Here is a 14,108-nt window from a genome sequence, read left to right on the forward strand (position 1 = left end):
TCCTCTTCAACTACCTGATTACAAAGCTAATAAAAAGTATAATAAATATTAATAATACTCTTATAATTTGGATTACAACATAGAAGAGGTGGCAGAGAAATAATACTTTTTCCGATTCTGAAAAATAAATTTTGTAAATTCCGCAAATTGCAGAATTTTCAAAATTTTATTTCTGGAAAGCCAAAAAGGTCTTTTTTACTGCCACCTCTGCCACCTAATGTGATACCAAGTTTCTATATATGGAATAATAATTTATTCAACTTAATGAGGATAAAAGCGCTATTAAGTAATAGATTTTTATAATAAAATAGCAAAAATGTGAGACAAATAATTAAATTTGCCAAGTGCGAACAAATAAGAAAAGGACATCCTTCTGAGCACCTTTATAATGCTCTCGGTTTGAGATGAAATGTAAGTAACTATTTAAAATGATTAAAGCAGTATATAGATTTATACTAATTTTGCCAGGCCTATGTTCAACTGGTTTTTAATTAGAAAATCTTGTTTTTGGTTTACTATATACCAAATTAAATTGCTAATGATGGACAATAAGCAGAATGCTAAAAATGATGATATGATATGAAATATTATTTAATAGCCATAGCTAGTATTATATTTGGAGTATGGTCTACTCGATCTACATATAAAGATGAAAAGCGCTTTGTAAATCATCGTTTCGCAGTCTCTTATATTATGCATTTTAGAGGTTATCTTGCCTGTATTGTCGCAATCATTGTAGGTGTATTAATGCTATTGGCTTTGCTGGGGTGTTTTAGTTAGTCTGTGATGTATCTGATTTGACTATGGGCGCTTTGTAATGCAGGAAATGACTATAGGCTTAGGAAATCTAATCCTGTTACAAGAATTCAAGGATGTTTATTAGGAATTGGTTTAGGTGTATTAGCTCTTCCCAAAACATTCCAATATTTGCATAATAAAACAATAAAATGAAAAACATAGGTGCTTTTAAGAAGTCGTTAATTATTTCGATTATTTATGTTGGATTATCTATTTTAGCTCTTCTGGCAATATATCCAGGTTCTTCTTTTAATGGGGCTTGGTGCTGGTTTGTATTAGAATTAACACTCCCTGTTTCTTTCTTAAGTTTTGGCCTAATTTATTTCGGAATATTAGATGAAGTAGGAATCCTTCAGGTTCAGGGGGTAATGTTTTTAATAACTTGGTTTTTTCTTTATTGTGTAATGAAAAAGAAATAATTAATAATCACGTCATGTCTTTGAATAGAGAAAAATGAAAAACAAACAAATCTAAAAATAAACGTTATGTTCAGATTATTTTTTTCTGTGCTGTTCTTCTTATTGTTTGGCTCCACATTATTCGGACAAAACATTAATATTAAAAAAATCAATGTTTCTCGAGTGATAACGAAAATAGAAAAAGGTGCTTGGGAAGAAAAACAAGAGGAAGGTCCCAGTGTTTATTTTGAATTGGAAATAGAGAATAATACCAATTCAGTTCTTACGTTAAATAGCTCTGAATCTGAGTTTGATATTTTGTTCAAATTTAAAGGAAAAGCTTACATAGACACATCAATTGTCAGTATGGCTTTAATACCATTTTATGATAAGAAAGAGATTTGCATTAAACCAAATGAAAAATATCCAGTAAAATTCTCGTGTAGAATTTTGCTGGGAACAAACTTACTGAAATTTGATAGCGTGAATAAATATTACGACTATACAGAAGAAATGTTACAGATTTTACCTACTTTGCAAATTCAATATGTTGATCCAAAATTGAAAATAATATCCGGAAGGATTGAAGAAGTAGGCACTGAACATTACATCTATATAATAAAAGCACCTAAATAATGTAAATATAGCAACGGAGTTTTAAAGTTTAAAGCCTTTTATGTGGGCAATATCTCTTTTGGTCTGACTCAAACTATTACATGATAAATGATGGATTAGAAAGTGTGATTATTGGTAGTCCAATACTTGATGGACCTCAAATATAAACCAGCATATCTTTCAATTAATCGTTAAAGATAATGTGAGTTTTATTGTTACGGCACATAACACAACAGCTACTCCAGCAGGTTTTAATAGATACAGAATGTTTAATATTACTAGAATACATCCTGGTGCTAACATTAGTAACTTGATTAAGGGTGATTTTTTTTTGACTTAATATAAAAAAAGTAATAATTTTCATAATTTGTAAAAAGTAAAATGAATAGTTTTAAAACTGGATTGATAGTTTTCTTTTGTTTAATATTGCAATCTTGTGTAACTCAGAATAAGCAGGTAAAACAAATCAGACTTAGGGCAGGCATTGAAATGCTGCTTGACAGCATCATAAAAAAGAGTCCGTCAAATAAGATCTATGAGTTATACTTTGATAAACTTGATCCGCATAATTCTAACATTTTATTTTATATTGGACCTGTATCATTAACAGAAAAAGAACGTGGAAGTCAAATAAGTTCATTATGGCATATTGAGTTAGATCATAAGATTATTTCTATTTATACTGGGCTAGAAAAATATGTATCAGTGAATGATCCTGATATAAAAAAAGAAAAAGATATGAATAATCTAGATGAATTTTATTGGGCAATAGAGGATAGAAATGGAAAATTTAATTGTTATCAGCTAGATGGTGCCTATCCTTTTATGCCATTTCCTTTGAAAAATGAAGAAGGAACTTTTTCAAGACCGATTATTAAAAAGATAAATAAGTAAATTGTTCCTATTTTCTATCTAATGAGAAGAAATTAAAAATTGATAGATGATTTGGAACACTTAATATTAATATTGGGGATTAAGTAGCTAATAGAACGATTGCAGGAAAAATAAGAGAACTATAGCTCATGAATTTGGTCATTCTGCTGGATTACCTCATGTAGGGTTACCTGAAGATATGAATAATTTGATGATGCAATCTTGGCGTATTCAGGATGCGGGTAAAGATCCATCTAAAGCAACTTTTTTAAATAATGGACAAATAAGTTTAATGATGCATAATTATATAAATGGTAAAATTAATAAAGTCTCTCCTGTGAGATCTTTTTTATTTAAGAAAATACTGACTAAATGAAGCGAATATTTTTGTTATTATTGCTGATTTGTTTGCTATTATCATGCAATAGTAAAAAAGGAAAGGTAAATAGTAAAGAAGTTTTTGTATTTCTTCGTATGAATTATGAAGGAAATAATAAAACTGTTGCAAAATTATGGATCAATGATACTTTGAAATTTAGTAAAATATATTTTTCTGATTTAAACAAACATGAAGATGCTTTGGGTATGAAGGCTGCTCGCCTTAATAAAACTAATAGGCTGATAAAATTTAAAGTTCAATTTATTAATATTGATAAAGCGTTATGCAATCAAAAACAATATGTTGATACGACATTTTTCTATTTCATCAATAATATTGATGAAATGATTATTTCTTATACAGGTTTTCTTAAAAGGTTTAGGGTTTATAATAATCGAGATAACCCAGAGTCTTGGATATCGGAATAATTAGTCGGTCAATCTTTGAGAAATTATAAATAGAAATAAAGATAATAAACATACTGCATGGATAACATACTACAGGTTTGAGGTGATCCATCTAAAGCTACTTATTTGAAAAATGAACAAATCAGAGAGATGCAACAAAAATACTTCAAGGTAAATTGAATCATTGCTCTCCAGTTCGGAAAACTATTTTTGGTGTTAAATATCTTGTGCAATGAATAAATATTGTGTATTAATAATCTTTTGTTTGTTTATCTCGTGTACAAATAAGCAAAATGAAATTAACAATAGTGGCGTTAATGTGTATCTGTCACTCGATTTTGAAAGAATAAATAAAGAAGTAGCTAAAGTTTGGATCAATGATTCATTGGTCTTCAACCGAATATTTTTTTATAATAATAGTGAATCAGGAATTGATGCGATGAAAGTTGCGACAATTAATAAAATGAATCGAAAAGTTAAGTTCAAGATAAAGCTTATTAATATAGATAAGGATTTTTATTTCCATAAACGCTTTATAGATACAACTTTTTTCTATAACGTTTATAGATATGATGCTATACAAATTGCTTATTATAAGATATATAATGGCTTTAGAATTTTTAATAATTTGGAGCATCCAGAGCAATGGGAGGTTGAATAAATATAAAGTGTGAGAATATTGGTGATTTTTTTCTATATATAAATTAGTTGTAATTATTATAACTAAAAAGCATATAAGTGCGTTACAATTTACCGAAGGTCATACTTCAGAGTATCTTTATGATGCTGCCGGAGTGAAACGAAAGGTAAAACAAGTAACAACTACCGAGAATCTGTTGGTACCTATGGGAAGCATGCTTCCTGTTCCTACTGATAAAGTAGCAGTAACAACCCAAACGGATTATTGCGGTAATGTGATCTATGAAAACGGAACTCTCAGCAGAATACTTTTTGATGACGGGTATATAATGATGAGTGGTGCAACACCCACTTACCATTACTATATTCAGGATCACCAGGGAAATAACCGTGTGGTATTAAATCAAAGTGGAACTATTGAGCAAACCAATCATTATTATCCTTTCGGAATGACTTTTGGTGAAGGAACTGAGAATTCTGATAATAGGTACAAATACAATGGTAAGGAACTTGATCGTATGCATGGGTTGGATTTGTATGATTATGGTGCTAGAATGCAAGATGGAATTCGGTTTACTACTATTGATCCTTTGGCGGAGAAATATTATTCCATTTCACCGTATGCTTATTGTGCTAATAATCCAATTAGATTTATTGATCCAGATGGCTGTGTTATTAAACCGATTATCAATGCCGCATTAGATATGATTAAAAATACTTTGACCACTAAGGATATGGATTATGTGAAATTAGATAAAAATGGTAACATTGATGCTAGTCTCTTAAATAGTCACAAAAGTGAAAGTGGAAATTATCAGGCATTATCTACTTTGGTAAATTCAGACATTCTTATTGAAGTTAATTTATCTGCAGACTTTTCTTATATGGATAATGGCGGTAAAGTACAAGATGATGGGAAATTGACTTACCAAGAACCAGATAACGATTTTGTTGATTCTGATGGAGGACATGATCCTAGTAGTACAAGTACAGTAGAAGCTGGGAAAATGGGAATACCACTTCTTCCTGGCAAAGGAAGAAGTGGTTCTAACTCTCCAGACAATACCATATATATTTATATAAATCCTAATTTGTCAGAAAAGGCTCAGGCTGAGATGTACAGTCATGAAGGTAATGGACATGGCTTAATGTATGTATTAACACGGGATAGAGATAAATCAAGACACCAAATAGATGACCCTAAACGTGGGTCGTATGATTTAAATCGACCTTTGATAAATATGATTTTAAAATCAAAGCAAGAAACTGTTAAAAACATGAGAAGCAGATGAAAATAAGAAATATTGTGCTAATTATTTTTGCAATGTTGTTTCCACTTGTTTGTGATGCCCAATCTATTTCAACAAATGGACTTATTGTTAAAAAGAACTATTTACATTATGGCATTTATAATAGTGAAAACGGTAATATTTATAGTATTACTTATAAGCTTTACAATGATAGTGATAATGTAATCTGGCTTTGGCTTGAGAAAGATGATTTTTCTGCATTATCTGATTCTATTAGAGCTAGAAGATATTTCTATAAAAGAAAAGGAGATTTTAGCTTGTATAATTTAGCATTGGATGGTAATGTTGCAAGTATGGAACAGTCAGTATTTAGTGTATTTGTTAAACGTATTGGACCAAAAGAACATTTTGCTATACAGGTAATTTCAAAAAAAGAAATATCAGAGTCGTATCAACAGAAAATATTTAAATTTTTGGATAAACATGTTGTTGCATTATCAGAAAAGGACTTATCTCGATTTATTCATGATTTAAAATGTATGGATGAGAGAATCTTTTTTAAAGAAGAATTCATTTCTTTATTTTTAGAATCTTTGTTTTAATCTGGAATGTCTGTTTTTAGTAACAACTCTAGTTTACGCCTATTCTGGTTTTGATTGTATTAGACTTTCTGGATAACTTTCTTTGATTAAAGAATGGATTATTAATGGGTGTTTATAATTTTATATTATTACCGCAATAGCAACAGAAGAATTAAGAACTTTTGATATAAAAACAGTCCGTTGAGAGTTTATACTTGCACGGACTGAAAAATATTTATCCTAATTGGGTATTTACGACCAGTAATTAAAGGGGAGTATCTGAAAAACAAAGAGAATATATTTTGAATCAAAATCTCCTATGTTGTCCTTTTAGTCTCTCTCGTGCTTTTATGATAATGCAGAGCGCCTGACAAAAACCACTCACTCACTGAATGGTTCCACTCCGGTTGTATTAGCAGAGAATACTTACGATGATATGGGGCGCCTTCAGTCAAAGAAACAACACGGAGCAGAAGAAACAACTAGTTATACATATAATATAAGAAGCTGGCTGAAAAGCATTAATACAGCAAAGAGCCGTTTTAGTGAAACCTTGTATTACAATGAATCATCCAATGGTAGTATCCCATGCTATAATGGCAATATCAGTGCGATGAACTGGATAGTACAGAACGATACTCAAAGAGGATACAATTTCCATTACGATGACCTGAGTCGTATTACTGCAGCCGATTATCAGAATAATGATGTTAATTCCAGTAAGAACTATTCAACTACCTATGCGTACGATAATATGGGTAATATAAAGAGCCTGACAAGATACGGCTTGTCTGCTAAACCATCAACCTTCGGAATGATAGATAACCTGACACTGAACTACAATGGAAACCAATTAAGTAGCGTAACAGACGCATCATCAAGTGAACCGTCATACACCGGTGCATTTAACTTTGTAAAAGCAAGTGTTGGTACTCCTGAATATACTTACGATGCCAATGGTAATTTAACAAGAGATTCTCACAAGAAAATAGCAAAAATTCAATACAATATATTAAATTTGCCAAGTGCGTTACAATTTACCGAAGGGCATACTTCTGAGTATCTATATGATGCAGCAGGGGTAAAACGAAAGGTTAAGCAAGTAACCACTACCGGGAATCTGTTGGTGCCAATGGGAAGCATGCTTCCTGTTCCTGCTGATAAAGTAGCAGTAACAACCCAGACGGATTATTGCGGAAATGTGATCTATGAAAACGGAGCTCTCAGCAGAATAATTGTTGATGGTGGGTATATAACAATGAGTGGTACAACACCCACTTATCATTACTATATTCAGGATCACCAGGGAAATAACCGTGTGGTATTCAATCAAAGTGGAACGGTTGAACAAGCTAACCATTACTATCCCTTCGGAATGACTTTCGGTGAAGGAATTGATAATTCTGATAACAGGTATAAGTACAATGGTAAGGAACTTGATCGCATGCATGGGCTGGATTTGTATGATTATGGTGCACGGCATTATGATGCTGCTATTGGTAGATGGGGTGTAATTGATCCTTTGGCGGAGAAATATTATTCCATTTCACCGTATGCGTATTGTGTTAATAATCCTATTAGGCTAATTGATACTGATGGACGAAAAATTGTGACCTATGAAATAAAGAAAAATGATAAGAGAGGCCAACCTGAAGCAGTATATAATTCTATTTCTTATAAGACTCGAATGGCATTAGCTACTGTTATGCTAACTAAAGAGGGAAGAGATTTTTTTTCATCATATGCATCTGCTGGAGATGAGATTGGTGGTGTAAAATTCACAAAGAATGGTAAATACTCGGATTATTCATTAAATGTTTATGACTATTCTTATTCAGAAGAATTAAGTAAGAGCCCTTCGGAAGCTTCAGCGGCAATAGGAAAAGGAGAAGGGGAAAATGTAAATTTATATATTTATTCTTATATGCAAAGTGATTGGCACGATATTGTAGAAGATGTTGCTCATGAGACTCAACTTCATGGATTTTCATTAAAGAAATTGATGCATCCTACTCCTGATGCTGATCATGCAGCTATAAGAGATAAAGATATGAGAAATGAAGGATATAGAAGATATAAAGCGCTAATGTCGTATCTAATAGCTATTAAAAAGATATCTGATGCCGTAGAAAAAGCTGCATCTCAAAAATATAAGGAAAATTATCCCAAATAAAGACTATTTAAAGATGAAGAATATATTTTTAATGGGAGGATTAATGCTAATAATGGTATCTTCCTGTAATAATAGGAAACGAATGATTACTGATCATAATAAAATAGATATTTTTGTCCTTGATTCATTTAAATCTGTTATATTAGATTCTTCTTTAAATGAACTAAAAAGCTTGAATTTAGAATATAATAATGATAGCTTAACAGTTTCAAGTATCTATTTAAAAAGGACATATGTTAATGATTACTTCTTTAAAGAAAATATGCTTGTTGATTACCGAAGTAAACTTTTAGGAGGTGTGGACACTATACCTTTTTTAACAAAAAATGATACAGCATTTGTTTATGATGAATATAAAGATGGTGCATATGTGCCTTTTTTATTTGGATTGAACAAGCAAGCTGCAGAATATACTATAACAAAAAAGAAAAATATATATATTAGAACTCTACATAGTCTGTATGCTCCATCTTATTATGAGAAATATTATTATGATGATAATTTTCATATAATTAGATTTGAATATTCTTACAAAGGGAATAAATTTGTATACACGAAAAAGTCAATAGAAAATATTCCATAATGAATTTATTGGTAAAGTATAACGGTAAATATATTGATTGTATGCATAACTCTATTTTTTTTGATAATTTGCGATGCAGATGGAAATATTTGTTGGAATGACTGTAAATTAGCGACTTTATATAAGTAGATTAATGGACAAATTTGATAATCCAGTAAAAGATAAAAATATTGATTTATTAATTTCAATACTTAAAGAAATTGAACTTAATGATTTAGCAATTGAACAATTATTAATTCATATTGGTTTAAAAAGAGGCCTAGAAGATATCAAGCCTTGAAACAAATGGCGTAAACTAAAAATTCCCTATATAAATCTTATTAAATGAAAGATTTGCTGACAATATCGATAGTTCAATATGAATACGTTAGAGCAAATTACTTCACAAATATGGCTATAGTTGCAAATTAAACTATACCTTTGTCCCCTGAAATTACAAAAAAACATAGTATGACTTATCATCATTTATCTGTTTTGGTTCATCGCCAGGCCGAAAAATATGGCGACCGTGTGGCCCTGAAATACCGGGATTATGATAAGGGACAATGGATTCCTGTTACATGGAATCAGTTCTCTGAAACGGTTCAGATTGCAGCTAATGCAATGGTTGAGATGGGGATAGCCGAACAGGAAAATATCGGTGTGTTCTCTCAGAATAAACCGGAATGTTTATATACAGATTTTGCAGCTTTTGCTAATCGTGCTGTTACTATTCCGTTATATGCAACCAGCTCTCCTTCGCAGGCACAGTATATTGTGAATGATGCTGGAATTCGTTTCTTGTTTGTTGGTGAACAATTTCAATATGACGCAGCATTCACCGTTCTTCCTTTATGCGCTTCTTTGGAACGTCTTATTATTTTCGACCGTGCGGTTGTGAAAGATAAACAGGATACTACTTCAATTTACTTTGATGAATTTTTGAAAATGGGAGAAGCCAAACAGCATGCTGCTGTTGTTGAAGAACGTTCTTCAAAAGCTAGTTTTGATGATTTGGCAAATATTCTTTATACATCCGGAACTACGGGTGAACCTAAGGGTGTGATGATTCATCATTCCTGCTATAAAGAGCAGATGAGAACTCATGATATTCGCTTGGTTACTATGACCGATCAGGATGTTTCTATGAACTTTTTACCTCTTACTCATATCTTTGAAAAAACATGGGCGTATTATTGTATCCATAAGGGAGTTTTGACTTGTATAAACTTGCGTCCGAATGATATACAGATGACGATTAAGGAAATCCGTCCAACGTTGATGTGTAATGTTCCTCGTTTCTGGGAGAAAGTGTATGATGGTGTACAAGAAGTTATCAATCAGTCTACAGGATTGAAAAAATCTTTGATGCTGGATGCTATTAAGGTTGGTAAGGTGCATAATGTTGATTATTTACGAGTAGGAAAAACTCCTCCGTTAATGAATCAGCTGAAATATAAGTTTTATGATAAAACTATTTACTCTGTCCTGAGAAAGACTATTGGAATTGAGAATGGCAATTTCTTCCCAACTGCAGGTGCTGCCATATCTAATGAAATAAATGAATTTCTTCATTCGGTAGGTGTAAATATTGTGGTAGGTTATGGATTGACTGAATCTACTGCAACGGTTTCTTGTTTAACTATGACTGATTACACAATTGGTTCTGTAGGAAAGATAATGCCCGACCTAGAGGTTAAGATTGGAGAAAATAACGAGATCCTTCTTCGTGGCAAATCTATCTCTAAAGGGTATTATAAGAAAGCCGAAGCTAATAAAACTGCCTTTACGGAAGATGGCTGGTTTCGTACCGGTGATGCCGGATATATTAAGGACGGTGAGCTATATTTGACAGAGCGTATTAAAGACTTGTTCAAGACATCTAACGGTAAGTATATTGCTCCTCAGGCATTGGAAACCAAACTGGTTGTGGATCGTTTTATCGAACAGGTGGCTATCATTGCCAATCAGCGTAAATATGTGTCGGCTCTTATTGTTCCCAACTATGAACATGTGATAGCTTATGCTAAAGAAAAAGGGATTGAATATTCTTCATTGCAGGAATTATTGCAGAATTCTAAGATTATTGAACTGTTCAAGTCTCGTATTGATACGCTTCAACAACAGTTTGCCCATTATGAACAAGTGAAGTATTTTGCATTGCTGCCTGAGCCGTTCAGCATGGAAAAAGGAGAACTGACAAATACCTTGAAAATGAAAAGGAATATAATTGAAAATAACTATAAAGAAGTTATTGACAAGATGTATGAGGCGTAAAGTCTAATCAATATACTGATAAGGGATGCATAAATTGCATCCCTTTTTTTGTTTAATTGTGTTTTGAAACATGTGTCTTAATCTTGCTTATATTATCTATAATCTATTTCTTTGTACCGCAGCATAGTTCAGTATGGATAATAGGCTGTAACTAGCTAATATAGAATGAAAAAGGATTTTGGACAACATACAACTAAGGTTAAGCAACTGGCCGACTTGATAAGTAAGTCTATCTCAATGGGCACCTATAAAAAAGGCGACCCGCTTCCTTCTATTAACCAGCTTAGTGCTGAATATAAAGTATCAAGAGATACAGTTTTTAAAGCCTTTAAAGATTTACAGGAACGTGGGGCTATTGATTCTACTCCCGGTAAAGGCTACTATGTAACGAATAAAATCGTTAATGTTCTTTTATTGCTGGATCAGTATTCGCCTTTCAAGGATGTGCTTTACAATAGTTTCATCAAACGCTTACCTGCCGGTTATAAAGTTGATTTGCTTTTCCATCAGTACAATGAACGTTTGTTTAAGACCTTGATCAGAGAATCTGCCGGACGTTACAATAAATACATTGTGATGAACTTCAGTAATGAGAAATTCTCGGATGTTTTGTGCAAGATTGATCCTAATAAGCTGCTTCTTCTCGATTTTGGCAAGTTTGACAAGTCTTCCTATTCTTATGTTTGTCAGGATTTTGATGATGGGTTATATAATAGCCTGAAATTGGTACTTCCTATTCTTGGTAAATATAAGAAACTGGTACTGGTATTTCCAAAAGATTTAATGCATCCTCAAAGTAGCAAGGACTATTTCAGGAAGTTCTGTGATGATAATGGTTTCTTGTGTGAAATTGCCGATTCTCTTGATGAATGCAAACTTCAGCATGGGGTGGCTTATCTGGTGATTAAACTTCAGGATGTTGTTGATATTATAAAGCAGAGTAGGGCACTAAGCCTTAAATGTGGCAGTGATATTGGTGTTTTGGCTTACAACGATATCCCTTCTTATGAGGTTATTGATAACGGAATTACTGCTTTGACTATAAATTGGGAAAAGATGGGGGCTAAAGTTGCCGACTTTGTTCTGAATAATACTAAAATATATGAGTATCTGCCTACGGAAGTGACTCTTCGTAGCTCTTTATAAACTCTTTTTTTTATGTGTATTTATCAGCACTGTTCAGCATGGAATTTAAGATTTAATTAATATGATATTTAACGCTTTATACTAATGTGATTATGAAAAACTATCCAAAAATCGGGATTCGTCCTACTATCGATGCACGTCAGGATGGCGTACGTGAAAGTCTTGAAGAAAAGACTATGAACCTGGCAAAAGCTGTGGCTAATTTGATTTCTTCTAATTTAAAGAATGGCGACGGTTCTCCGGTAGAATGTGTAATTGCTGACAGTACTATTGGTCGCGTGGCCGAAACTGCAGCTTGTGCCCAGAAGTTTGAACGTGAAGGGGTAGGAGCAACTATTACTGTAACTTCTTGCTGGTGTTACGGAGCCGAAACTATGGATATGAATCCTCATTATCCAAAGGCTGTTTGGGGATTTAACGGAACAGAACGTCCGGGAGCTGTTTATTTGGCTGCTGTTCTTGCTGCTCATGCACAAAAAGGACTTCCTGCCTTTGGCATTTATGGCCGTGATGTTCAGGATTTGGATGATAATACTATTCCGGAGGATGTAGCTGAAAAACTTCTTCGCTTTGCACGTGCTGCTCAGGCAGTAGCTACTATGAGAGGAAAATCTTATCTTTCTGTAGGTAGTGTTTCCATGGGTATTGCCGGATCTATCGTTGATGCTAATTTCTTTCAGGAATATTTAGGTATGCGTAACGAATCGGTAGATATGAGTGAAATTATCCGTCGGGTAAATGAAGGTATCTATGATAAGGAAGAGTTTGCAAAAGCGATGAAATGGACAGAAAAATACTGTAAACCGAACGAAGGTACTGATTTTAATGTTCCTGCTAAGATAAAAACACGTGAAGCTAAGGATGCTGACTGGGAATTTGTTGTGAAAATGACTATCATCATACGTGATTTGATGCAAGGTAATCCTAAACTAAGAGAGTTGGGTTTCAAAGAAGAAGCATTGGGACATAATGCTATTGCTGGTGGTTTCCAGGGACAGCGTCAGTGGACAGATTTTATGCCGAATGGTGATTTCTCTGAAGCTTTGCTTAATACTTCTTTCGATTGGAACGGCATCCGTGAAGCCTTTGTTCTTGCAACGGAAAATGATGCATGTAATGGCGTTGCCATGCTATTTGGACATTTGCTTACTCAGACTGCTCAGATATTCTCTGATGTACGTACTTTCTGGAGTCCGGAAGCTGTAGAAAGAGTGACTGGAAAGAAACTGACCGGATTGGCTGCTAATGGTATAATCCATTTGATAAATTCTGGTGCAACTACTTTGGATGGTACCGGAAAGCAAACAAAAGATGGGCAACCTGCCATGAAACCGGCTTGGGAAATAACTGAAAAAGAAGTAGAAGATTGTTTGGCTGCTACTACATGGTATCCTGCCAACCGTGATTATTTCCGTGGAGGTGGCTACTCTTCAAATTTCTTATCTAAAGGAGGCATGCCTGTAACCATGATGCGTCTTAACCTGGTAAAAGGTTTGGGACCAGTGCTTCAGATTGCTGAAGGATGGACTGTAGAAATTGATTCGGATATTCACGAAGCGCTTAATCTTCGTACTGATAAAACATGGCCTACTACATGGTTTGTTCCTAGATTGTGTGACAAACCGGCGTTTAAGGATGTATATTCTGTAATGAATAACTGGGGAGCAAATCATGGTGCCATTAGTTATGGTCACATTGGTAAGGACTTAATCACTTTGGCTTCAATTCTTCGTATTCCTGTATGTATGCATAATGTTAATGAAGATGAATTATTCCGTCCTGCTGCATGGAATGCTTTTGGTATGGATAAAGAGGGAGCTGATTATCGTGCTTGCGCTAATTACGGTCCTATTTATAAATAATAAGTCTTTCAATAATCTAATCATCTAATAATTTAGTAATTAAAACTTGATTTTTTTGGACAGCAGCAAATTTAGTTTGTTGCTGTCTTTTTTATTGTATATCATTGTTATAATGAACTATTTTGGTTTATCTCTTTTATAGCTAATA

13 protein-coding genes are annotated in these 14,108 nt (G+C 33.2%); all 13 read left to right on the top strand.

The genetic code is table 11. The features are described from left to right. Positions 1-947 precede the first annotated feature (947 nt). The 13 genes from BUC21_RS06750 to fucI all read left to right on the top strand — a co-directional run bounded on the left by BUC21_RS06750 (position 948) and on the right by fucI (position 13,960). Positions 948-1,217 (top strand): hypothetical protein, encoded by a 270-nt coding sequence (locus BUC21_RS06750; RefSeq protein ID WP_073400541.1) that lies wholly within the window; start codon positions 948-950, stop codon positions 1,215-1,217. Positions 1,218-1,283: 66 nt separating this feature from the next. After that, positions 1,284-1,832, top strand: coding sequence for a hypothetical protein (locus BUC21_RS06755; protein WP_073400543.1), 549 nt, complete (start codon positions 1,284-1,286; stop codon positions 1,830-1,832). Positions 1,833-2,192: 360 nt separating this feature from the next. Next, positions 2,193-2,705, top strand: coding sequence for a hypothetical protein (locus tag BUC21_RS06760; protein ID WP_073400545.1), 513 nt, complete (start codon positions 2,193-2,195; stop codon positions 2,703-2,705). 351 nt (positions 2,706-3,056) lie between these two features. Continuing rightward, positions 3,057-3,491, top strand: coding sequence for a hypothetical protein (locus BUC21_RS06765; RefSeq protein WP_073400547.1), 435 nt, complete (start codon positions 3,057-3,059; stop codon positions 3,489-3,491). 211 nt (positions 3,492-3,702) lie between these two features. After that, entirely contained in the window at positions 3,703-4,131 is a 429-nt protein-coding gene (locus BUC21_RS06770) for a hypothetical protein (RefSeq protein WP_073400549.1), read from the top strand. Positions 4,132-4,264: 133 nt separating this feature from the next. Beyond that, complete coding sequence (locus BUC21_RS06775; protein ID WP_073400551.1) at positions 4,265-5,401, top strand: RHS repeat domain-containing protein; 1,137 nt, start codon at positions 4,265-4,267, stop codon at positions 5,399-5,401. Then, positions 5,398-5,961, top strand: a complete 564-nt coding sequence (locus BUC21_RS06780; RefSeq protein ID WP_139261314.1) for a hypothetical protein — start codon at positions 5,398-5,400, stop codon at positions 5,959-5,961. Before BUC21_RS06775 ends, BUC21_RS06780 begins: the two co-directional genes overlap by 4 nt. Before the next feature lie 415 nt (positions 5,962-6,376). Further along, complete coding sequence (locus BUC21_RS16520; RefSeq protein WP_073400555.1) at positions 6,377-8,113, top strand: RHS repeat domain-containing protein; 1,737 nt, start codon at positions 6,377-6,379, stop codon at positions 8,111-8,113. 13 nt (positions 8,114-8,126) lie between these two features. Then, positions 8,127-8,696, top strand: coding sequence for a hypothetical protein (locus tag BUC21_RS06790; protein ID WP_139261316.1), 570 nt, complete (start codon positions 8,127-8,129; stop codon positions 8,694-8,696). 133 nt (positions 8,697-8,829) lie between these two features. Beyond that, a complete protein-coding gene (locus tag BUC21_RS16445; protein ID WP_175550490.1) occupies positions 8,830-8,976 on the top strand; it encodes a hypothetical protein in 147 nt (48 codons plus the stop codon). 170 nt (positions 8,977-9,146) lie between these two features. Then, positions 9,147-10,952 (top strand): AMP-dependent synthetase/ligase, encoded by a 1,806-nt coding sequence (locus tag BUC21_RS06795; RefSeq protein WP_073400559.1) that lies wholly within the window; start codon positions 9,147-9,149, stop codon positions 10,950-10,952. Positions 10,953-11,117: 165 nt separating this feature from the next. Continuing rightward, a complete protein-coding gene (locus BUC21_RS06800; RefSeq protein WP_073400561.1) occupies positions 11,118-12,098 on the top strand; it encodes a GntR family transcriptional regulator in 981 nt (326 codons plus the stop codon). 92 nt (positions 12,099-12,190) lie between these two features. Continuing rightward, positions 12,191-13,960, top strand: a complete 1,770-nt coding sequence (gene fucI, locus BUC21_RS06805; protein ID WP_073400563.1) for an L-fucose isomerase — start codon at positions 12,191-12,193, stop codon at positions 13,958-13,960. Positions 13,961-14,108: the final 148 nt, after the last annotated feature.

The organism is Bacteroides luti (assembly GCF_900128905.1).
Classification (GTDB): Bacteria; Bacteroidota; Bacteroidia; order Bacteroidales; family Bacteroidaceae; genus Bacteroides; species Bacteroides luti.

Bases quoted from the DNA above. Each gene is read 5' to 3' on its own strand.
- BUC21_RS06780 (WP_139261314.1), top strand. From the start codon at position 5,398: ATGAAAATAAGAAATATTGTGCTAATTATTTTTGCAATGTTGTTTCCA.
- fucI (WP_073400563.1), top strand. From the start codon at position 12,191: ATGAAAAACTATCCAAAAATCGGGATTCGTCCTACTATCGATGCACGT.
- BUC21_RS06750 (WP_073400541.1), top strand. From the start codon at position 948: ATGAAAAACATAGGTGCTTTTAAGAAGTCGTTAATTATTTCGATTATT.
- BUC21_RS06770 (WP_073400549.1), top strand. From the start codon at position 3,703: ATGAATAAATATTGTGTATTAATAATCTTTTGTTTGTTTATCTCGTGT.
- BUC21_RS06795 (WP_073400559.1), top strand. From the start codon at position 9,147: ATGACTTATCATCATTTATCTGTTTTGGTTCATCGCCAGGCCGAAAAA.
- BUC21_RS06760 (WP_073400545.1), top strand. From the start codon at position 2,193: ATGAATAGTTTTAAAACTGGATTGATAGTTTTCTTTTGTTTAATATTG.
- BUC21_RS16520 (WP_073400555.1), top strand. From the start codon at position 6,377: ATGGGGCGCCTTCAGTCAAAGAAACAACACGGAGCAGAAGAAACAACT.
- BUC21_RS06765 (WP_073400547.1), top strand. From the start codon at position 3,057: ATGAAGCGAATATTTTTGTTATTATTGCTGATTTGTTTGCTATTATCA.
- BUC21_RS06800 (WP_073400561.1), top strand. From the start codon at position 11,118: ATGAAAAAGGATTTTGGACAACATACAACTAAGGTTAAGCAACTGGCC.
- BUC21_RS06755 (WP_073400543.1), top strand. From the start codon at position 1,284: ATGTTCAGATTATTTTTTTCTGTGCTGTTCTTCTTATTGTTTGGCTCC.
- BUC21_RS06790 (WP_139261316.1), top strand. From the start codon at position 8,127: ATGAAGAATATATTTTTAATGGGAGGATTAATGCTAATAATGGTATCT.
- BUC21_RS16445 (WP_175550490.1), top strand. From the start codon at position 8,830: ATGGACAAATTTGATAATCCAGTAAAAGATAAAAATATTGATTTATTA.